A 22,336-nucleotide genomic window follows, 5' to 3' on the forward strand; every position below is an offset into this window, starting at 1 on the left:
ATCCATTAGTCAGGAACGTACCTTGTTGAGATCATGACTGATATTGCGCAGCCGCTGCGGTTAAACGCTGACGCAAATTATCTTCCATGGCGGACAACTCTTTTTCAATCTCAGTACGCTTAATGCGCGCTTCCGACGCAATGCGCATCGTATCCTCAATAGTATTAACCAGACGATTCTGCACATCATGCAAGGTTTCAATATCGACGATAGAACGTTCCACTTCAGTAGCCGTTGCAATGCTGCTCTGTTGCAATATTTCAGCATTTTTGCGCAATAAATCGTTGGTTGTATCGGCCACTTCTTTTTGCAATCTGGCTGCTTTACCCTGAGCCTTCAGTGACAGATTAAGTACCATCTGACTTTTCCAGATCGGTAATGTAGAAAGGATGCTGCTCTGGATCTTTTCCGCTAGTTGCTGGTTGTTATTTTGCACGATACGAATCTGCGGTGCGGTCTGTATAGCAATGGTTTTTGACAGTTCCAAGTCGTGAAGGCGGCGTTCAAAACGGTTAATATTTTCCAGCATGTCTTTAACACCCTGCGCATCCATCAGGTCTTTAGACCCTTCAGCCTTTCTCTGTAACATGGGCAACTCCACCATTTTAATCTGCTGTAGTTTCTGTCTGCCTGCTTCAACATAGAACGATATTTCTTTATAGAAACCCAGGTTACGATCGTAAAGCTGCTCCAACACGGTGATATCACGCAGCAAATTAAGCATCGCGCTATCCAGATGGGTTGCGATGGTATCGACCTGTTGTGTCAGCGTCTTTTGATCAACAACGGTGCGTTCAATTTTCTTAAAAATTCCACCAATCAGCGGTAATTTCCTCAAAAAACCACTGCTCTTCTCTTCTGCGGACAACGTATCATGTCCACGAATAAACATCACCAAATCCGAGAGCTTCTGACCAACTTCATCAGCCTCTTTTGTCCGTACATTCTCCAGCAAAGTATCAGCAAAACGGGCAATTTCTCCCATAGGCTTAGCACCATAGCTGATCACCGCCGCAGGTTCAGAAATATCGATCTTAGCTATTAATATGTTGATGTGTTCCTGATCAGCCAAAGCAGTTGACTCATTGGCAATCATGTCATGATCCGATGATGGTATAGGCATAACCTTAATACTCATGAAGTAATCCTGTTAGCTGAATAATGAAATAATTGTATGTAAAATAAGGAATATTATATGGCGTCTACAGAGAGTGTAAAACAAGTTCTACTTTCTAACCAGCTAGCGAGGCTGACACACTAAAATAAAAAACGCCAGCATAAGCCAAGTATCTTCGAACCATTCAGGATCAGACAGTAACGCTTTCAAGCTTGGCGTTTTTTTCAAGCGCCGCTGAATAAATTCTCACTGTCCTTTAATGTTTAATTCCCAACTTTTACCCTAGTGAGTCGGCTGGAATTTCCATTTCAGAAGGTAAGCCAATAAAACCGCCATCCAGCTTGCCAGTTAGCGTTTTTCACTTTTGCCCACGTCTTCTATCTCCTCAACAATGTTTTCAATGTCAATCTGACTGAGTTTACCAGCCCGCAACAATGCAGCCTGTTCATTTGCCCAAATGACCTCAGCGATATTGATCACTGAGGTCTTCTTATTATTAGTCAATTGGTTAAATTGTAAATTTTCTTTGTAACTTTACTTATCTAGAAATTTCGCAATGTCATTTTTTTTATTTTTAATAAACTCAACATTTACTTTTCCAATGAAGTTTTCTCTATACCCATACTCTCTTAAAATACTCTCAAAATCAGAATTAATATATTTTAATATCTTAAAAATACTATCATAGTTCCTGATAATATTTTCTACTGCTGTATTAATTCTGGTCTTTTGATTTTTACCTTTCCAGATTGGCTCATGATGAAAAACTCTATTCCTGACATTAAGAAAGCCTTTCAACTCATCCTTTATAGCAGTTAATTTCATTCTTTTATTATTGCTTATATTTATTGCATTAGGAAAAACCATCTCAATTTTATCATTACTCCACAGATAATTTTTCCTATCCTCATTATTAACATATTTTTTATCTAACATGTAGATCCAAAAACCAAGACTCAATCGACAGATAATACCATCTGGCTTAACTGGTCTTTTTTTATTTCATCTTTTGCATTATTCTTTGCCATATCAATCTGTCTTTTTGACTCTTTGCTCAAATCAACATGATCATACCAATCCATTTTCTGAAATTTTTCAGTAGCCGCTTCATTTATAGCATTCCTTAACGCAACTTCAGTAATTGATACAACAGGGTAAAAAGAGCCAGAGATATCCTGAAATGCAAGAAAAACACCTATTTTATCTTTCTCAGATAAATCAAAGTTATTTTTATATGGTGCTGTTTTAGATGAAGAAAGCAAACTATTAATACGTTCTATATCCATTACCATAATCCAGTTGATATTTTTTTTCCATTATGCCAGAGTATTGCCACTGGGTAATTAGTTATCCGTCTGAGAGCACTGACGTCTCTGCCTTAAATGGTAGGATTTCAGGAATGCAAAGGTTTTCAAAAGAGGTTTCCCAAAAGGAAGCCTCTTTTGAACCATTTCTCCTTTTTCTCCTTTACTTGCCCAATTAAGTTTTTCCGCCAACAAGACCTGTGCTTTACTATTTCTATACCCTTTCGATACTTATTCTTCATAATATTTCACGATCAGTGACTATATACTAATACGTTTAATACCAACACCTATTTCCTGATTAAATACAAAATACTTTACAAATTCTTCTTCCATCTATTTAAACAATAACCAACATTAGAATATTTAAACCCCACCTTAAAAGTCTGCCAAGAAAGATACCGGTAAGTACAACAAAATGGCGATCATTGCTTACATGTATAAACTACTCGTCATTGTTATATGCGATGATAAAAACAAATAAGCCGTGGGACGAATCCATTCACACGGCTTAGTTTGGATCGAACGCAAAGAAGGCTCTCAATGAGTCTCCCTTAGCTTTAAACACGAAGTTCTTTCAATGTTGCGTGAGATCCGTGTCTGCATATAGCCTTGATAGCATTGACCTCGCTCTCGAAGTACCATAATGGTGGCCAGCATGTTTCTGTTCCTCAACCTTATGTCTCCTCTGACTTGTATCTCAGCAAAAATGGCACTGAAATACCGCATTTTTCCAAATCACGTCTAATTGTGAATAATGCTGGTTCTCCATCGTTGCGGTAAGCAACTTACGACTTATCTGCGGCAACAAAATATTCGTAATGATCGAATCGATCCGGACGTCGTCGAACCGCCTCCGTTAACACCCCACCTTCACCATAGCCGACATCTCCCGGCGGTGCCCCTTTCAAGGTTGATACGCTGTGCGGCTCCTGAAACTCGCTCATATTGATGGTAATTAACCCGAATTCTGGATAAGAAATTGACGAGAAGCCTGTTCCAGGAGCAAAGTTTTGGTGCCACTATGCAGCTATCTGACTCAGTTAAAAGGGAAACCAACAGGTATCGCTTTCATTGATTCCACTAGTTTGAGGGTCTGCCATAATATTCGCATTCCTCGACATAAGGTCTTTGCCGGGATAGCAAAGCGCGAATTAACAACAGAATTAACGGGTTCGCTTTATGGCGATAAAGGTTATCTCAGCCAGGAACTGGCAGACGATTTAGGCAAAACCGGTGTCACTTTCGTCACCCAAAAACGCCGAAATATGAAAGCACGGCTGCTGGCTGAGTGGGATAAGATAATGTTATCAAGGCGTTTCATCATCGAAACGATTAATGGACAATTAAAAACCGTTTCTCAAATAGAGCATTCTCGCCACCGAAGTATAAAAGGATTTATGTTGACCGTTTTAGGCGGTTTGATTGCTTATTGCCTTAAATGGAAGAAGCCATCACTGAAAATTTTCTATTCGGAAGACGATTTTTCAGTAACGGCTTAAACAGAATTCGGGTTAATTAAGCAACTGCCACATAAATTGACAACAATGATTTCGCGTTATTGTCTCATGGAGCGATTGCCATAACCGTTCTATTTTATTTAGCCACGGTGAATAGACGGGTAAAAACAACAGAGTAAATTTTGGATGCCGGGCCAGCCAGTCCTTTACCTTCTGACTTTTATGAATACAGTAGTTATCTAAGATTAATGTGAGAGTTTCCGCATGGGGATATTGATGATTCAATTCATCTAACATTTTGATAAATAAATCAGAGTTCTTTTTTATTCCTTTAACATAGGTGACTTGCTCTGTTTGGGCATTGAGGCAACCCGCAAGGTAATGTTTTTCATTTTTTCCCGGGGTGATAACCCGTTTTTGTTGTCCTTTGAAACACCCGTCTGCGCCGATTTTCGGGTTTAAATCAATATCCACCTCATCTTCATAGAAAATGGGATGTTTTTCTGAAATATTCGCTTTGGCTTCCGTGATCTTTGCCATTTTCTCATCATATTCAGGATCGGGTTGTTTTACCGTGGGTGCCGCTCTACGCCAGACAATCCCCACCTGAGCAAAGTAACGATAGAGGACACTTTGTGTCAGAGAGAGGTTGAGTCATTCATTAAGGGTATGAGTCATAAGCTCAAGACTCCAGCGAGAGCGAAGATAGCCGAACTCTTGGGGAGATTGCTGTAATAAGAAAAGCAATAGGCTATAGAGAGGGGTGAGATCCCAGACAGCAGGTCGGCCAGCCGGTAAACTTTTGAGCCCTTCGAGCCCATATAATGTAAACCACTCAACCCAACGATTGACGGAAGAGCGCGCGACATGAAGGGTTTTGGCGACATAAGTCACCGTCAATCCCTCATTAAGCATCAATAACGCCGTCAATCGACGGGAATAGTTCTTATCGCGGGTTTTATGGATAAGTTTTCTCATTTTCTGGCATTCATTTTGAGGTATGGGTGCTATGATAGGCATCACTCAGTCCGTGTTGAGGTTTGGGATTTTTGGCAATTGATCAGATCGCAAAAATCGGACTGAGTTCCCTTCCAGTGATCTACTATTTTGAAAATTTATTTAGCTTCTATTATTAGTATTTTCTGCAACAGCTAGGATGGCGAAACTTTTCCGCAAGACGATTCAGAATCTGACGTGTCGATCTGTGATCATCTTATATCTCCGCCCAATATTGGACGGAGATTTCTGGCAATGCTTACTACAATATATTGACTACAAAGAGATAACCCGTCGTGCTGCTCCCACAGCACTGGTTCCATAGTCTATCGCATTGGCGATCCCGGTTGTGGTCAAGACCCTGCCTCTAATTTGATTACCAATCATGCCAGCGACGTGATCTATACCACTACCGGCAGCACTTAGCGCTCTGGAAATCCAACTGTCTCTTCCCATCACTCTGTGCAGGCCAGTTCCAATGCCACCAGCAAGCCCACCGAGAACACTAAATATAGGCTCAAAAACAGGTCTGGCTACACTGAAATGCACTAATTGTCTGGCTAAACCTGCTACATGTGGGCTGACAACCCGGCCTAAGATCCTCCCCAAAAATCCACCACCGGTTATTCGGTTAATAGCCATTTCAGCCCCCAGACCAGCGGCATAACCCACCGCATAGTTAGCTAAATGTCCAGCAGGGTTACTGGCGACATCTAAACCAAAGCCAACCCAAGAACCGTAATACGTTCCAATACCGGCATGAATTCCTGCTCTGGTGCTGCCTTGTGTACCCGTGATCATCCCACCAGCCGCACCTCCCGCCGCTGCCGATATTTCATGTGTAAGGGTGGAAGAAGTACCCAACATGGTATCAATAGTGCCTACCGCACTCCCGGCCCCAATAGCTCCACCTATTCCACGGTCAGCATTATTGATTAATGATCCTATGGCTCCGGTGGCCGCACCGGCTGCTGATGCAACACCGACTCCTTGTGCTCTCGCACCATAAGCGGCGGCTGAACCCGCTCCGGCGGCAGCGCCAGCTGCCGACTGCACTAACGTCGATTTTCCCTGTACGAGACGGGCGAGTAATGCTCCTCCTTTTTCCAGGAGACTCCCCACGTTATATCCCATCAACGCACCGATCCCTGCCCCTATGGCAGCAACACCCAGAATGACGGGAATAGCCGCTCCTGCGGTACCGGCAATGGTGGCTGCAAGACCGCCAATCGCAATCCCTCCGGCAATGGCTCTGCCAATTTTTTGTCCCCGTTTCATTGAAGCAGACATGCCTTCATCCGGTTTACGAAACAAAAATGAAGCAAACCAAAATGTATTCCGATTTCGGTTCGGAGAAGGCGCTAATCCGTCGTGGTCAGTCAATGTGATTGGGTTATTCCTTACCATCCGATACAGATTCAACCCATCCACGGTTCCCGCCGGATCCGCATTCAACCACCGCCCCACCCACGGCTGATAATACCGGTAGCCGTAATAATACAGTCCAGTAGCATCCCGCTCTTTACCGGAGTAACGAATAAATTTGTAACTGGCTTCTGTCTGGTTTTTCGCTGCCCATATCGCCGTGCCGCCATACGGATAATACTCTTCCTGACTGAGAATCTGCCCTTCGCTATCCAGTTCAAGCTGGCTGGAACCAAGAAGATTATCGTAGCTGTAGCGCACCTGATTGTTGTTGATATCTTCTGGCTTACCGTTTTCCCAGTGCAATACCCTTACCTGTGCGCGACCAGCCTCACCTACCGTAATCACCTGCAAACTTTTAGTTGTTTTATCTGCAACCTGGGTTGTACGTAGTTCTAATCCCGGCAGATAAGTCACCCGTTGTACTTGGGTACTGTTACCGGTCTGCTGTTCACTCACTTTTAGCAATCGCATTCCATCACTGCCATAACGATACCATTCCCGATCACTGGCATCTTCACGGCTCACTGGCGTTACCTGTTGCAATTCCCCTCGGATATTCCAATTCAGGTTTTGCCCTGGCACTAATGTTTTCTGATGACCACCGGAATCAAATAGCGCATCCACCTGAGTTGGATCTGTCGTTAATGTACTCAATACCGCCCGGTTACTGCGGTTTGAAACTGTCATGTCTGTGGTGTAATTATTTTGCGTTGCAGGTGAACTGTGTCGGATTTGAACCAAATTACCACCACGATCATAAGTATAGGTACGAAGGTAATTGGTATAGGTGCTGTCGTCGGCAGGAACAGGCATAGCTGGTGAGGGAAGTTTGCTGCTTTGCTGGCCGATATTCGCCATTTCACGCCCTGTCGCACGAATAAGCTGATACAGGGAATCATAAACATAACGGTTCTCCGGCACTACAGTCTGATTACGCCAAAAGCGAGTAGCTTCCGCATCATTATGGATACTGATTACGTTGCCAACCGGATCATACTCATAACGCAGATCCTGCAACACTTTGGCTGTTGATTCTCTGTTATCTGCACGTCGGGTGGTAATACCTATCAGACGTTGAGTTTCTGGTTCATAACTGTATTCCGTAACCACGCCATTACCATGCTCTTCACGCAACTTATGACCTGCGGCTGACCAGGTTAAGGATTTAACAATAATCTGCTCATTCTGGCCTTTCACAGTCAACCAGCTACCTTTTAACTGACCAGCAATGTCATAAGCCAAACGTTGAATATTGCCTTTCGCATCGGTTTGGGTGAGTAAAGCACCAATGGCATTGGTTGTACTTTGCGTCGTATAGACCTCACTTGCCAACATACTCTGCCAGACGGTTTCATCATCACCCATCCAGTTCGCTTCCTGCCCTTCGGCCAGCAATTGGTGAGATTGGGATAAAATGGCGCCTGCCAGTGACTGACTTTCCAGCCGGGTAACTCCCGCCGTGTCGTAGTGGCGTATACATTGACCGGAGAGGTTATAGTCTTTCTCCGCAGTTGTATTCTCAGCCCAGATAAAACGCTCTGTTACATGAGGAGTATCTTCATCGGAAACCCGTTCGCTAACAGACAACAGACGACCGGGCAAAGTGTTGCTTTCATAGAGACGAGTCTGACGAACACCTGTTGCATTAACCGTCATGACCAGACGGCCTTCAACATCATTTAATGAGATGGTGCGACCAGCATCGACACTCTCTGTCCGCAAGGCATTACCAGCCAGATCATGCTGCCAGATAAAATTAGGTTTCACCGAGTCATTGGTCTGTTTTGCATCATATAAGCGTGGGTCAATACTGTGGTTCAGGTGTCCGCGGTTATCATATTGGTGACGAGTGATGCGGGTGTCAGTATCACCACTGACCACAGCACGGTGAAAACCGATATCACGAATGGACAGACCGCGATTATCCAACACGCTGACTGTTGGGGTTTGGGTATAAAAAGTGGTATCAGACGTACTCATAATCATATTCCTTTTATTTTGTTTCAAAGCTTCCCTTCCAATGAAATGGAGAAAGATCGCAAAATTGATTTCAGGTATGACAGGCCTCTCCCACCCTGGCACATACCAGAGTAGGAGGTATTAGTTAAAAGTTGATTTAAATAAGTGTTTTCTTGACCTGCCCCGCAAAGCTGGCTCCACCGTCGCAAGCCGTGTAGTGCACCTGCACCAGTACATCGTCCATATTAGCCAACAGTGACGACTGCATGTCATCCGCCTTCAGTGTATTGCCATCAATATGCTCATCCACAGCGCGCGGGAAGTTGAGTGTCCATTTGGAAACCGCTCCAGTCCCCTCAAATGATAGATAGCGCTCATCTTCCAAACGCAACTCAAAGCTACCGGCATCATTCAAGCCAGAAGAGAGTGCTACCTGCTGGCTAGCGCGCAGGTTGGTGACAATATGAGTTGCATCACCTTCTGTATCTGCCGAATTATTGAGGTACTTAACACCATGAATATCCGCAGTGAGCAACGTACTGCTACTGGTTTGGGTAAGCGTCGCCTTCACATTTTGATACGGCCCGATCAAAGTCGGCAATGTCACTGACACCGTTTTAATCTGGCGCAGATAATGCCCCGGATAGTCGTTGTCGAACAGCTTTTCACTCAATGCAAAATCGACTTTGCCTTCGGTTTTTAACTTATTGAAACCATCATCACCCAATAGAGCCCTGAGCGATACAGTACGTATCACATTAAGACGACGCTCATGGCGACCTAAATAAGCTGCTTCCATCTGATGCAAGTTGAGTTGCAATGCCTCACCCACTTGCAACCCACGGTAGTGATCATTCCAGGTACCAGTCTGGATAAAAGTGGTAGCGTAATCCCCCAGTTCATACTGCCAACAAGCCTGGGCAGACAAACACAGAGAGACCACAGCGTCATACGCCTGATAGTACAGCGCTGCCAGTTGACCACTCAGCCACTGGTACAGAGTCGCCTGGGTAAAGCGGGTGGTCAGGTAAGTCAGCATGGTCCGAATTTGTACCTGCTGCGCCTTCGCCTGTTGCAGAGAAGTCTGAGCCGCTTTCTCGCGCACCGCCAGTGCATCCAGTTGTTTGGTCAATGCCTCCACTTCAGACTGCGCTTGCTGATACTGGATTTGCCACTCTTCACGGCGACGGCGGTAGTTCTCAGTGGTCGCCAGACGATCAGCCACCACGCTGGTGGCCTGACCGGAAGCCATCAACCCGATAGCAATCGCCTCAGTCACCCCTTCATAACGCGAACCGCCATCAGCCAGACCGAAGATATTCGGAATCACTTTCAACGCTCCACTGGCGGTCTGTACACCGGTGGAAGCGGAAATCAGGGCCTGTGCTGAGGTTTGGGTGTCCATCACCAGTTGTTCCGCACTGGAGATGTTGTTTTGATACAAGGTGTAATAATGGTCATGACGTTGTTGCGCCGTTGCCTGACTGGCTTGCAGTGCCAGACGATCTGCCGCCAATCCGTCCAACGCCTGTTGTTGCAATGTGATGGCATAGCTGGACATATCCAACAATTGCTGTTGCGCCAACTCTTCCTGACCAGCGCGTTCGCTGCGTTCCAACAGACTAAGCAGGTTCTGACCAAAACCGGTCAGCGTACCGACTGCACTGTAAGCACGTGGCAACATAGCGCTGAAACGGTACGGCGGCACCGTCAACATTGCCCCGCTGACACCACCGGTCAAGGTACCCGACTGAGCGCGCTGGGCCAGTAGCGCTACCGGATCAGCAGGCGCAGCATACAACGGCAGGGAAAGTGGTTTGCCATCAACGGTCAGGTTATGACGCAAATTATATAACCGTGCATCCAACGTATCCCAATGGGACAACATCAGGACATTAAGCGGTTCATTAAAGTAACCATTATCTGCCAGTTTCAAATGGCTGACATTGCGGCCCGGCAATGCGGGTAAAGCAGCATTACTGTTACCCAGTTGATGTTCGAAGTCACGTAAAGCCATTTTTTGCCCGGCGGCTAAGGTATCAAGGGCTTGCGGTGTCCAGATACTGCTCAACGACACATCTGGACGAGGCCCCAGCAATTCAGCAGCCAGATTGTAGTAAACACGGGCCTGAGTCAGACCATCACGGGTCAATTGACGATACCACATATCTCCTTGAGCAATCAGGTTGCTGACATAGGCGATAAACACCGCTTTCTGATATATCACCGGATGAGCATAGGCTTGAGTATCGGGATCGATAGGATCGCCTAAATGACGTGATAGATCGCTATGTCCTTCAACCAACGGACGCACATTCCAGTAAGCCGGAGCATGTTGCGGTTTGTTTTTCATCGCCGGGTCAAAGATATAATGCAGAGATTTTTGTGCCGGTGAAAATTGCTGTTCACTGGCGAAACGTGTAGCAACCATAAACGGCAGGTGGAAAAACAGTTCCCAGAAATAGAGACCATTTGAACCGTTAAAATCCATTGGTTCACTCTTGCCGTTGGTGACCAGATCTGCCTCCAGAGAAGGATCCGCCTGCAAGGTGTAATCCAGCAAGCTATCCAGCCCCAGATTAGCCTTCTCAATCAAGGTACGCACAAAGGTAGTATTAAGGCGGGTCTTCGCAGGTAATGATGATGTCCAGAAATCCAGATATTGCACCAGACCGCGTTTGCTATCGTAACGAGAAACCAATCGTGGGATAGCATCCGGTGCCTTGCTATCCTGCAACGCGATATACACATTAAACCACTTGCTCACCCAAGAATAAGCCCCTTTGTTTCCTGATGAGTAGTCATAATGATTCCAAACAACGTTCAAACAAACCTGTAAGTAGTTTTTATTTGGATCGGTGGAAAAATCCGCTTCGGACAAGGTATGGGTCGTAGAGTAAGTTGCGCCGCTGGCGAGTTCGAAAGTTTCGCTACCATAATGTCTGAACAGGTTGCGGTCATCCGCAGTATCAACATTGATTTCCTGAGAGAATTTGCGGTTATCGGCGATTTTCTTGAAGTTTTTGATACTGGTTAGTGTCGGCCAATCAGGAGACATAAATGCAGATTCAAGTGTATCAATACTGATAGCGTAATTTATTGCACCAGACCAATCTCCCAAACGTGTACCATCTGGAATAGGCAAGTAATAACTGGCTGGCGTATCTCCTGCCCAAGCTATATAACTCCCCGCCACAGAGACAGAATGGTGCCCATAAAGCAAAAATACAGTATTCCATGCATCATTAACCGGCTGATTTATATCCCACGTTCCATTAGGGATAGATCCGCCACCATATCCAGAGGGATAATAGTTGATTGCTGCATTATGAAAGGTGTAATAATTTCCATTATGGTAATCCAGATGAAAACCTTCATCCCCTGACCATGAAAAACCATAACCAGATTTAGAATCGTACACAATATCGTTATACCCAAACGTATGGCGATTAACAAAATCCCCATTGGTCGTGGTTTGGATATGGAGAGTCAGGCCATCTTGATCGATATATACATAGGCCCCGGTAGTGCCCTGCTTCAAGTCATCAACTTTACCTACCCAACCCGTGCTTTCAAGATCTTCTGTTGGTTTGCCTGAAATAACCTTAGTAATCACATACTTTTTATCGTACACCGCAAATTGCAGACAATTCTGATCATCCGTTTCATCACGATAGGTACTGAACAAAAAGTTCTTACTCAACGGCTTGAGAATATGGCGATTGAAAGCTGAGTCACAATAAAGATAACCATAAACAGCAGGTTTATTTTTCTTATTGGCCCCATCGCCTTCAAAATGACGCACAAACACACCCAACATCAGGCGACCATACGGATTGCTGTCAGTCTCTTCCGTCGGATCAATACTAAAATCGGTGGTCGCCAGTAAATTTATATCCCGTAGTGTGATGCCATTTTCATTAATCAGCAAACTGGTGCGCGATATATCCTGATCATCATCTCCGTTTTGTCGCGTCATCAGCGTAGTAGTATTTGGTGCCGTCCAAGTATCATCATAACGTTTATAACCAAACTTTATGCTATAGGCATGGGTCTTATCGATATCTTTGCCATTAGCGTCTTTCTGTACCGCTGGGTCACGCTCAACCCAAGCCACATATAGTCGATCATTATAAAATACCGGGCGAACTGTATGCTCCAGCACCGTATCACCAGACAGCGGTAAGGTGATTTCCTGCCAATCATTCCAGCAATTTGGTGTCACCGGATTCCCTGCCGGATCTTGACGGTTTTTACTCAAATCCATCTGGCGCCAGTAGTAGCGATACGGTTTAGTGGTAGTGCGACCAATAAAGTAATAGATGGCTTGGTCAAATTTATCCTGATTAATATAACCACTGAGCACATACAGATTACTCACTGCCTCAAACTCATTGAGATACGCCAAAACAGCATCCTGCACACGATCCGGATCGAGTCGATTCTGGTTTAAAGTGGTTTCCAGCTTCGAGAAATAATGGCTTTTTTCCTGCCGGGTGATGGGTGAAATGTAGTTTTCAGCGTAATTTCGCACCTCAGCACCAGCAGCCCAGATAGCATACTGATTATCATTGTCACGCCATTCGTTCGCGGTAGAGGGTTCCATCGCTTGACGCCCCGGCTCAGAACCGTTAACCAGACGAGTCATATATTGCTGTATGCTGGCAATCGCTTGTGCTACCCGACTCGTCTCAACCTCATCAGCCACTTCCGGGTCAATTAGCAAATATTCGTACAAGTCTTCCACCGTCACTGGCTGACCACTGACGCCTTTCAACGTCGGCGCCACAAAATTCATATAGCCAGTCACCAACGCATCACGCTGGGATTCATTCAGTTGTTTTTCCATTGTCGATAACATAATTATCTGCCTTACTTAAATGGCGGTTTAGAAGCGGCCCCATTGAGCCATACGGAAAAATCAGCCTCACCCATTCAAGTGGTGAGTTTCTGCCATATTCAATGACTGCCCTTGACATGAGATACGCCAGCGACCAGCGCCTGACCGGTGCTTTGCCAAAGGGCATAATCACTGTCACGGTTCAGGACATAGCCTTGCTGTTGCTGCGTAACACCCAAACCGGTTTGATTCTGTGCCTGTTGCAGACGCAGAAGCGTATCCAGTTGCGGTGTGGTTTTGGCAATCCCACCCAATACCGCCCAAGCGGCTTGCAGTTCGTTAGCCTCCCAGCCCAACAGCGTTGCCAGCGTCTGTGCAGCATCAGATTGGCTCAACGGCGTGGCAGTATTGGCCGAACGCAAATAGGCCAGTACATCATTTTCAGTACCACCAGCTTTACCCACCTGGAGTAGCAAATCGCCGTAACGACTCAGGGTATAAAGCGTCCACAAACTGATATTTGTCACCGTTTCTGCGGCAATCCCAAAATAGGCCGGATTATCCAGCAGGGTCTGTACCATTACGGGACTCAAAGTGAATTGTTGGGTTAACAAGGAACGGCGCGCCACTTCACGTAATTGATGCAGATAGTTGGCCGGAATATCGGCGGCTATTTTGACGGTATCCTTCAATGCCCAAGTCGCACTGAGCCACTGATAGGTTGTTTGTCCACTCCAACGCAGCAACAATGCAGGCAGGGACTGACTCACGTTCAGCGTCTGCGCCAATAGACTGACAGCAACCCCTTGCTGAGTTTGCTGCGCCTGATTCAGCGTATTAGTCAGAGTAGTGATTGCCAGCTTCTTATCTGCATCAGACAGATTTTGTGTATTGACCACAGTTGCTATGACACTTTCTATGCCTGCATTAGTCACCAGCCCCACCTTATCGATAAGCGGGCTATTACCTGCCGAGAGCAGAGTAAACCAGTCAATGGCGTGACCACTGGTATCGACTAATGGCGCGCCACTGCGGGATAACAATGTTGCATCCACAAACGTACTGCCCAGGTTCTGCCACACCTGACGGATAAAATTCAACTGATCGTCAGTGCCTTGCGCGGGGAAAGTGGAATTATCACTCAACAATAAAAGCAGAGTTTCAACCGATAAATTGTGCTGCTGTTGCCATTGAACGATAGCGCTTAATGCTTGCAGCAAACTCAAAATATCCGCCGCCAAAGGAGAATCTTTTTTCGGTCCTGTGATCGCCGGTTTTCCTGCCAGCTGCTGCCAAACTACCCCTGTCCCAGCATCCAATCGGTCAGCCAAAGCACAGAAAGCCTCCGGATCTATCCCCAATGTACGCGCCAGATTAGCCAGGCGATAGAACGCCGACACGACAAACAGATTACAGTTCAGGGTACTTAACGTGATATTTCCCTGTTGACGAGCAATATTATCAGCCAGCAGCAGGAACTGACGGTGATTGAGGCCCAGTGCAGTGCTGATATGTTTGACACGCACCCCATCACCATCCGCGGTCGATGTATAAACAAAATCCTGATTATCTACTACAAATGATGTATCAAAGGTACCGGCAGCATTAAACACCTGGTCTAAAAACGACGTTGCTGGCGTAATAGCAAACGGAATCACCACTCGCAACCAGCCAGCAAACTGTTTAGCGGTGACACCGTACTGCGCCTGATAATGTTTGAACACACCTAACATACGCAAGGTGTTGTCGTTCATCAGCAAGGCAGTATTCGTCTCGCCCTCAGCATCCATAGCTGAGGTCACTAACAGGTCAACATCCTCATAGGGCAAATTCAACCATTTTTGCAGACGAACCATGCGATTGATGCGGTTTAACTTATCATCTGCCAGATTGTTAACCGTCAGAGCAAAATGAGCCTCTTTTCCACTACGACTAATAGTAATAGCCTCTGGCTTGCCGGCATGAATAAAACGGGCGCCATATACAAACGGAGTCGCAGTAGTGTCACCAGCGGCGACATTATCAGACTTAATAACCGTAGAACCCCCGACAGTTGAGCACAGCATCAGCTCCACTTGGGGTACAGTCAGATTAGTTCGGCTGGTCAGTATAGTCATATCGCTGAAACTGTCCGCGGTAAGTGAACTATCACCATAATTAAGCTGATAGAAATCCTGCCCAATGGTTTCAGTAATGATTTTCTGCTGTTCCGGCGAAAGCTGGCTCGCCATTATTTGCAATCGGGTCAACGCGCCGGCGGTCGCGTCGCTCAATTTTCCTTTTGCCGTTTCCCAGAAGTTTTGCGGCAGATCCAGGGTCTGAGGCAAAGTAATATCTTGCAAAGTCGTGCTCAATACCGACTGGGCAGTCTGAATCTGCTGATGACCGTAATGATACGGCAAATCATTCGGGTAACGGGTGGTGGAGAGTTTAGCATTTACCGCTTGCAGATCAGTCAGACTCAGTTTTTTCTGGATGGCCTTGGACAAGATTTCATTGACCAGTTGCAATTGCGGTATTACCTCATTGATTGCCTTATCATTAATTAACAAAGCTCCCAGATCTGGGCGACGCTCTGCCAACGTATTCATAATGGCGCCGGCACCATTCTTTTCCTGTTCAAGGGCCAGTTGATAGATATGGGTCAGATAGGCCACCGGCGCATCGTTCGCTTCCGGTGAACCACTTGGCGCTTTATCTTTCCAACCCGTATCTGCATCCAGAAACTGATTGGCATAATCTGGCCCCGCTACAGAAAACGGACTTCTCAGACTAACCTGAACAGCCTGGCTAAGAGAATTGCGGCGAAAATGGTGCAGTACCTGATGAGCATAGCCCACCGCCAGGTCATACATTTTCTCAGCATTGCGCCCAAGATCAGCACGATGCTCACGAATAAAACGCTCACGCGGTATACGTACCACATCAAACACTGAAGCATAACCAAGTTCGGTCAATTTACCGGGCAGGTTGTGGATCTCTTCGGTACGGGAAATCAGGGGGCTGGCGAGTTGATTCATACGAACTCCTGAGTTGAGATTTATCATGAGAAACAGGTTTTTTCGTGCAAAAAAATGATCACTATCGCTACGTTCAAGAGAGGTACCAGATTAAACACGCACATTAGGACATCAGGTCGTCTGGCCTTCCAAAGACGTCATATACAGCGACAATGTGTGAGGAAAAATATAATAAATCACAAAACTTGCTTACATTAAAAAATAAAATACAAACAATAAAATAACTTTACCTTTATATAACTTTATAAAATAAATATTTACTGATGTTTATGATTAACTTAACAAATAATCAATAATAGTTCGCAATATCACACCTTGAACAAGGTAATACCCAGTGTGTCGGAATATTGGTGAATGATAGTAACAATTCCGTAAAATAGTCTTTTATATCAATATGATAAAGATTTCCAACATATATTCATTATTTTTTTAAGCAATATAGTCTATCGAAAGGGAAATTAAAGGTGAATTAGTCAAAAATATATTTTACACCTGAACAGCTAAGGCTATAAATAAGAGTTTCTTTATTGACTCTAATGCGAGTAAGAATGTTACTTCTTTAATATGCTATACCGTGGAACAAAAAACCTGTTAAACACGGATAGAGATTTATTAGCTACTATCTGGTGAAAGTAGAAAGCTGGAAAGAATATTTATACAGGGTGCTCAGATACACATACACCGGTGGCATGTTCGGAATCGGGAAGATCAGAATATAATCGCGGAAATCCTTTTCTTCCGGCATCGGCAACGATTCAATATCGCTGCCCACTTTTTCCAGGATTGGCAACTTCTGTTTTTTCCGATAATCATCCCCTTTTTTCAGGGCTTAAATCCTGCAACATTAACCGTTTTATCCCTTTTTTTATTGGGTTATTTTTATAGTTTTCTTCATAAAATAACCGGCGAGAAAGCGATTTAATACCTATCTTCTCGGATAATATTTTTTTACATGCGGGTTTCTTTTCAATTCTCTATTAATAGTTAATGATTTTCGATTAAATGTAATTCACTCTCCTTTTGAAAAATTGCGTTTACTTGATAGGCAGAATTTAAACTGTTATTAAAAGTCATTTTTTAACTTATGGTTTTAATCGATATAAAGTTTTAACCGTTTTTTTACTCCTTTTAACGTCTGCTTTTTATTAAGTTTAATCATCATCGGATATCATGTTTTACTTTTAACGAACACTAATCATATCCATTTTTATCTTTACTGACTCTGTTTTTTTCGGATAATAAACCCCTTTTCAGGGCTTAAATCCTGCCAGGTTAACTGTTTCACCCCTTTTTTATTGGGTTATTTTTAGGGTTTTCTTCGTAAAATAACTGGCGAGAAAGCGCTTTAATCCCTACCTGTTCGTATAATATTTTTTTACGTGCAGGTTTCTTTTCAATTCTCTATTAATGGTTTATGATTTTCGATTAAATGTAATTCACTCTCCTTTTGAAAAATTGCGTTTATTTGATAGGCAGGATTTAAACTGTTATTAAAATTTATTTTTTAAACTTATGATTTTAATCGATATAAAGTTTTAACCGTTGTTTTTACCCCTTTTAACGTCTGCTTTTTGTTAAGTTTAATCATCATTGGATATCGTATTTTACATTTAACGAAGACTAATCATACCCGATTTTTATCTTTACTGACTCTATTTTTTTCGGATAATCAACCCTTTTTTCAGGGCTTAAATCCTGCCAGATTAACTGTTTTATCCCTTTTTTATTAGGTTATTTTTAGGGTTTTCTTCGTAAAATAACCGGCGAGAAAGTGCCTTAATACACATATGGTCGGATAGTATTATTTTACGCGCGGATTTCTTTTTAACTCTGTATTAATAATTTATGATTTTCGATTAAATGCAATTTATTCTCCTTTTGAAAAATTGCGTTTATTGAGTTAAATCCGTTTCTTGATATAAAAGCTTTAATAGGGTTAACGTAATTTATTTTAAGTTCATCCCCTCACTATAAAACTCTATCCCTCTCCTTTACCATTTATAATTAAATAACCTCATCACCCGGAAAACCATTTGGTCTAGTTTTATAAAGAATTAATCCTTCACCAAAAATCTCCTGATAAGTGTTCTCTAAACTATTAATTAATGCTTCAACATTAACCACCATTATTTATCTAACTCCCATTCTTGGTTAAACCAATTCATCTGCGATTTTGTTTTTCAAACCACTCGCAAATGAATTGGCTTTTAAAAACGCCCCATCTACCATTGATTACCAACGTACTTCTGAAGTAAGTAGAAACGTTACCGATTTTACTCGTTCCATCATGTCATAAGAAATCTGCATACTGATTTCGTCTGTGAAACGATATAAATCTTTCCAACCAAACTGCCTTTTTAAAATTTGCCTTGGTGGTATTGACTTAATCGGAGCACCTAAATTTTCTTTAACCCATTCCCTATCCATAGAATGCTTCAATAGTGATGGTAATTTATTGGGAAATATAAAAGAAGTTTTATCGCCTCTAAGCAACCTTAAAGTGACTTCGTTTAATATCTTCCCCCCCCGTTCAAATGATAAAAAAATACCTTCTCTCACCATATCAATATGAACATCTGGATCACCAGGAAAACTACTTGGCTTATTCTTATAAGGAATTAATCCTTCATCAAAAATTTGCTGATAGGTCTTACCCAAGTTGCTTATTAATGCCTCTGTATCAACTGTCATTTGTATAACCCCTGTTCTTGGTTAAGCTCATGTATCTTCGATTTGGCTTTTTCAAGTTGTTCTTCCCTTGCACCATAGTTCTTCAATGCTGGCTTTATTGCATTAAAATCACGATCCACAGCTGCTCTCAAGTCCTCCGCATCCTGTTCTATTTGAACCGGAGAATTCCGACCTCCATAGGTTGCACTAAGCTTCTGATGAACTTCTGCCGGAATGATGATTGCCGCAACATTTCTTGCCAAAAAATTTAACATATCTCTATCTAAATCAGGATATAACATTTTCAATCTTGCCTTAACAGCCGCCGCAGAAGGCATATGATCAGCATGTGTTCCATTCCTTGGCCTGCCCACAAAATTACTGTACAAATCCACCTCAAACAATTTCACCGGCGGTTTACTCAGATACACATACACCGGCGGCATATTCGGAATGGGGAATACCAGAATATAATCGCGGAAATCCTTCTCTTCCGGCATCGGCAACGATTCAATATCGCTGCCCACTTTTTCCGGGATTGGCAATACGGTGATTTGCGACGGAATAAATGGCCGTTCTTCATTCCCGGTATGGGCTGGAACCTGAAACTCCTGTTCGTTCGGCGTCCATAATATCGTTGGCCGATTTTCTCCCGGCTCCCAAAACTCATAATTACCCGTAGTCCGATTCAGTGTCATCATACGAACCGGCACTTTATCCAGACCACTTTCCGGGCCGACGTGATACCCCAGAACCGTCATCCTGCCGCTTTTTTCATCTCTTATCCAGCGGAAACGCACACGAGTCGGGGCTTTACCAAGCTGTTCGGCTATCTCACTAAGGCGATAGCGGTTTAAATAGTCCTCTTCGCCTTCATTCAGCTTCGGTGAATAAAACAATCCCATTAACCCGACCGTCAACGGATTCGGAGCCGCCAGCCAGCGCCCGGAGCTGGCAGCGCCACCGCCAATGTAACGCATCACCAGCGCTTCCCCATCCGCTGCCACGCTGCGGGTGGAGGCTGCTACGGCTGTAGCAGCGGCTTCGGCCTGCGCTTTTCCACCACGAAACCAGCGCTTATACCACGGTAATTTTTTATCCTGCGGTTTATCCGGCTCTGGCGGGTGTTTCTTGCCCTGGGGAGGCAATTCAGGCTTTTGCGCCGCTACCGGAGCGGGAGATGACGGCACCTGATATATTCCCATTCTGCCAAAGTTATTCGCGGGTTCAGCTTCAGTTCCCGCATCCGTACAGCCTTTGCCCCGCTGGCAGGATTTCGTAAACACCGGTATCGGCGGTGGAGGAGCCTGCGTTACAAGCTGTGGCCCAGACTGAACGCTTCCCGCCGCCTTCACCGGCGAAGAGAAATTCTGCGCCGCCATATTAGTGGGAGCAACAGCCCGGTCAGCAACCTCCTCCTGCTTCTCATAGCTGTCCATCACGGAATTGATCAGCCGGGCCCGACAGGGACAGGTGCTGACACTATCTAATGTGCCCGCTAATCGCCGTCCCATGCTAAACATGCTGGGTACGCCCCCGACAATCATGTAAGTACCGGAATGTTTACCGCAGGTGACGTGATCCCCTTCACGCGCGGTCGCCCGCCCGTTAAATGTGATGGTCTGGTCACCGGTGATGATAACTCCACCACAGGTCGTTTTATCACCAACGAGCAGATAATAGCCTTTTGCCATTCTATTGATTTCCCCATTGGTTTACAGTACGAAGAGTGGGTCTAACTAAATTGGTCATCATATCCTTACCACTTATAGGTTAATAGATAATCAATAGTGCAATGAATTTAACTTCAAAAGATATAGGAATATTCCGAAAATTGGAGAAATTAGCTTGATTGATTGTGGTAATTCATCATGTTAATTAACATATTGGATACATTTTTTTATCAAAGGTGGGCATCACGAATGAATTTAAAATCAATGGCGACATCGGTTTTACGCACTACATGATGTTTGAGAAGGCATATCAAACTGACAGGATTGCACGGTAAGTTTTCTCAAGCGCTGATCAAAAGACCGTCAATTTGTCATTAATGTGAGATGTATTTGCTATCTGTCTGTCCATCATCACCATTAACATACATTAACGTTATCAAATTCAAAGAGCCAACACTGTCACCCATTTCTGTTTTTTCCGATAATTATCCCCTTTTTTCAGGGCTTAAATCCTGCCACATTAACCATTTTATCCCTTTTTTATTGCGTTATTTTTAGGGTTTTCTTCGTAAAATAACCGGCGAGAAAGCGCTTTAATACCCATTTGTTCGAATAATATTTTTTTACGTGCGGGTTTCTTTTCAACTCTCTATTAATGGTTTATTATTTTCGATTAAATGTAATTAACTCTCCTTTTGAAAAGTTGCATTTATTGAGTTAAATCCATCTTTAATATAAAAGCTTTAATAGGATGAGTGTAATTTCTTTTAAATTCATCCCCTCACTATAAAACACTAGTTCCCTTCTTTTACCATTTATAATTAAATAACCTCATCACCCGGAAGACCATTTGATTTAGAGCCTATCCCAATAGGGTTTTGTTCCAAACTATAATCCCGCACGCAAAATGTAACATAGCTTCATAGTTTTCGACCTTCTTTTCCCATCGGATCAGTATCCGGCGAAAGCGATTCATCCAGCTATGAGTCCTCTCGACAACCCATCTTTGAGCTTTAAAGTCCGTATTCTGGCAGGCATCTGATTCTTCCTTGCGAGACTGGATGTGCGGCTCGTAGTGCCGACTTTGTAGATAGCCTCTCAGCCATTCAGCATCATATCCCTTATCCAGACACAGCCTGACCTTTTTACCGGGCTTGCCTGTCTGAAGTGCATCAAGCGTATCTGCAACCAATTTGATATCGTGCGTGTTTGCCGCGGCAACAACGAGTGAAAGAGGAAGCCCGTTAGTATCGGTCATGAGGCTGCGTTTTACGCCTTGTTTCCCCCGGTCCGTGGGGTTACGACCTGTTTTTTTGTCCCCGCTAAAGGGGATTTGGTCATGCAACCATCCAGTGATAACCACGACCAGTCGATGATCGCGAGATGCTTGCAGGCCAGTAAACCGTTCTGCCAGAAGCGTTCAAAAACGCCGGCGTCACGCCATTCCTGAAAACGACGGTGAGCCGAACTTGACGAGCATATTCCTGTTGCATTCAGGGCGTTCCATTGGCAGCCCGTTCTGAGCACAAAGAAGATGGCATCCATAGCGGCGCGGTTATCAACTCGTTTACGATGTGTGCCCAGCGGATGCTGAGTTTTATGTTCGGGAATAAGTGGCGCCATTTTTCCCCAAAGTTCATCACTGAGCCGCCATTTGTTGTTTGCCATACTCTCTATACCTTCAGAAATTATCCGTTCTAGAATATTATACAACATGACAATTCCTTTTGGGATAGGTTCTTAGTTTTATAAAGAATTAATCCCTCACCAAAAATTTCCTGATAAGACTTACTCAAACAATTAATTAACGCTTTAATATTAACTGCCATTATTTATATAATTCCTATTCTTGGTTAAGCCAATTCATCT

The 22,336-nt window shown here is 44.1% G+C and carries 10 protein-coding genes and 7 pseudogenes; 2 read left to right on the forward strand and 15 right to left on the reverse strand.

The features are described 5' to 3' along the window. Nucleotides 1-31: 31 nt before the first annotated feature. The 4 genes and pseudogenes from LGZ99_RS02935 to LGZ99_RS02950 all read right to left on the reverse strand — a co-directional run bounded on the left by LGZ99_RS02935 (nucleotide 32) and on the right by LGZ99_RS02950 (nucleotide 2,403). Complete coding sequence (locus LGZ99_RS02935; protein WP_051769620.1) at nucleotides 32-1,138, reverse strand: toxic anion resistance protein; 1,107 nt, start codon at nucleotides 1,136-1,138, stop codon at nucleotides 32-34. Between the two features lie 144 nt (nucleotides 1,139-1,282). After that, nucleotides 1,283-1,597: pseudogene (locus LGZ99_RS02940) on the reverse strand (DUF29 domain-containing protein); the annotation flags it as partial. Between the two features lie 54 nt (nucleotides 1,598-1,651). Further along, the gene (locus LGZ99_RS02945; RefSeq protein WP_036840378.1) at nucleotides 1,652-2,053 is read right to left on the reverse strand and encodes a hypothetical protein; all 402 of its coding nucleotides are present in this window, start codon (nucleotides 2,051-2,053) and stop codon (nucleotides 1,652-1,654) included. 20 nt (nucleotides 2,054-2,073) lie between these two features. After that, nucleotides 2,074-2,403, reverse strand: coding sequence for a hypothetical protein (locus tag LGZ99_RS02950; protein ID WP_036840376.1), 330 nt, complete (start codon nucleotides 2,401-2,403; stop codon nucleotides 2,074-2,076). A gap of 415 nt (nucleotides 2,404-2,818) precedes the next feature. Here LGZ99_RS02950 and LGZ99_RS24995 point away from each other — a divergent pair. Then, a pseudogene (locus LGZ99_RS24995) lies at nucleotides 2,819-2,936 on the forward strand (IS110 family transposase); the annotation flags it as partial. Between the two features lie 321 nt (nucleotides 2,937-3,257). Here LGZ99_RS24995 and LGZ99_RS24775 read toward each other — a convergent pair. Next, nucleotides 3,258-3,392: pseudogene (locus LGZ99_RS24775) on the reverse strand (AAA family ATPase); the annotation flags it as partial. 39 nt (nucleotides 3,393-3,431) lie between these two features. Here LGZ99_RS24775 and LGZ99_RS02960 point away from each other — a divergent pair. Further along, nucleotides 3,432-3,923, forward strand: a pseudogene (locus LGZ99_RS02960) (transposase); the annotation flags it as partial. A gap of 12 nt (nucleotides 3,924-3,935) precedes the next feature. On the opposite strand, the pseudogene LGZ99_RS02965 reads toward LGZ99_RS02960, so the two are convergent. The 10 genes and pseudogenes from LGZ99_RS02965 to LGZ99_RS03010 all read right to left on the reverse strand — a co-directional run bounded on the left by LGZ99_RS02965 (nucleotide 3,936) and on the right by LGZ99_RS03010 (nucleotide 22,296). Then, nucleotides 3,936-4,901: pseudogene (locus LGZ99_RS02965) on the reverse strand (IS630 family transposase). Nucleotides 4,902-5,153: 252 nt separating this feature from the next. Then, nucleotides 5,154-8,285 carry an insecticidal toxin complex protein TccC gene (tccC, locus tag LGZ99_RS02970; RefSeq protein WP_036840375.1) on the reverse strand — a complete coding sequence of 1,044 codons (3,132 nt, stop codon included), beginning with the start codon at nucleotides 8,283-8,285 and terminating at the stop codon, nucleotides 5,154-5,156. A 136-nt stretch (nucleotides 8,286-8,421) separates the two neighbouring features. Further along, nucleotides 8,422-13,125, reverse strand: a complete 4,704-nt coding sequence (gene tccB, locus LGZ99_RS02975; protein ID WP_051769617.1) for an insecticidal toxin complex protein TccB — start codon at nucleotides 13,123-13,125, stop codon at nucleotides 8,422-8,424. Nucleotides 13,126-13,223: 98 nt separating this feature from the next. Beyond that, the gene (gene tccA, locus LGZ99_RS02980; protein WP_036840374.1) at nucleotides 13,224-16,124 is read right to left on the reverse strand and encodes an insecticidal toxin complex protein TccA; all 2,901 of its coding nucleotides are present in this window, start codon (nucleotides 16,122-16,124) and stop codon (nucleotides 13,224-13,226) included. Nucleotides 16,125-16,743: 619 nt separating this feature from the next. Further along, a pseudogene (locus tag LGZ99_RS02985) lies at nucleotides 16,744-16,914 on the reverse strand (S-type pyocin domain-containing protein); the annotation flags it as partial. Between the two features lie 1,214 nt (nucleotides 16,915-18,128). Next, complete coding sequence (locus LGZ99_RS02990; RefSeq protein ID WP_390893999.1) at nucleotides 18,129-18,251, reverse strand: DUF6392 family protein; 123 nt, start codon at nucleotides 18,249-18,251, stop codon at nucleotides 18,129-18,131. 105 nt (nucleotides 18,252-18,356) lie between these two features. Continuing rightward, a complete protein-coding gene (locus LGZ99_RS02995; protein ID WP_036840371.1) occupies nucleotides 18,357-18,815 on the reverse strand; it encodes a DUF6392 family protein in 459 nt (152 codons plus the stop codon). Next, nucleotides 18,812-20,488 (reverse strand): S-type pyocin domain-containing protein, encoded by a 1,677-nt coding sequence (locus LGZ99_RS03000; protein WP_262978838.1) that lies wholly within the window; start codon nucleotides 20,486-20,488, stop codon nucleotides 18,812-18,814. The genes LGZ99_RS02995 and LGZ99_RS03000 overlap by 4 nt, the downstream gene beginning before the upstream one ends. A gap of 841 nt (nucleotides 20,489-21,329) precedes the next feature. After that, nucleotides 21,330-22,183, reverse strand: a pseudogene (locus tag LGZ99_RS03005) (IS5 family transposase). Further along, nucleotides 22,165-22,296 carry a DUF6392 family protein gene (locus LGZ99_RS03010; protein ID WP_390894000.1) on the reverse strand — a complete coding sequence of 44 codons (132 nt, stop codon included), beginning with the start codon at nucleotides 22,294-22,296 and terminating at the stop codon, nucleotides 22,165-22,167. The pseudogene LGZ99_RS03005 and the gene LGZ99_RS03010 overlap by 19 nt, the downstream one beginning before the upstream one ends. Nucleotides 22,297-22,336 lie beyond the last annotated feature (40 nt).

This window comes from Photorhabdus temperata (assembly GCF_025384845.1).
Lineage (GTDB): Bacteria > Pseudomonadota > Gammaproteobacteria > Enterobacterales > Enterobacteriaceae > Photorhabdus > Photorhabdus temperata.

Excerpts from the sequence above, each read along its gene's own strand:
- LGZ99_RS02935 (WP_051769620.1), bottom strand. The coding sequence starts at position 1,138 with ATGAGTATTAAGGTTATGCCTATACCATCATCGGATCATGACATGATT.
- LGZ99_RS02945 (WP_036840378.1), bottom strand. The coding sequence starts at position 2,053 with ATGTTAGATAAAAAATATGTTAATAATGAGGATAGGAAAAATTATCTG.
- LGZ99_RS02950 (WP_036840376.1), bottom strand. The coding sequence starts at position 2,403 with ATGGATATAGAACGTATTAATAGTTTGCTTTCTTCATCTAAAACAGCA.
- tccC (WP_036840375.1), bottom strand. The coding sequence starts at position 8,285 with ATGAGTACGTCTGATACCACTTTTTATACCCAAACCCCAACAGTCAGC.
- tccB (WP_051769617.1), bottom strand. The coding sequence starts at position 13,125 with ATGTTATCGACAATGGAAAAACAACTGAATGAATCCCAGCGTGATGCG.
- tccA (WP_036840374.1), bottom strand. The coding sequence starts at position 16,124 with ATGAATCAACTCGCCAGCCCCCTGATTTCCCGTACCGAAGAGATCCAC.
- LGZ99_RS02990 (WP_390893999.1), bottom strand. The coding sequence starts at position 18,251 with ATGGTGGTTAATGTTGAAGCATTAATTAATAGTTTAGAGAACACTTAT.
- LGZ99_RS02995 (WP_036840371.1), bottom strand. The coding sequence starts at position 18,815 with ATGACAGTTGATACAGAGGCATTAATAAGCAACTTGGGTAAGACCTAT.
- LGZ99_RS03000 (WP_262978838.1), bottom strand. The coding sequence starts at position 20,488 with ATGGCAAAAGGCTATTATCTGCTCGTTGGTGATAAAACGACCTGTGGT.
- LGZ99_RS03010 (WP_390894000.1), bottom strand. The coding sequence starts at position 22,296 with ATGGCAGTTAATATTAAAGCGTTAATTAATTGTTTGAGTAAGTCTTAT.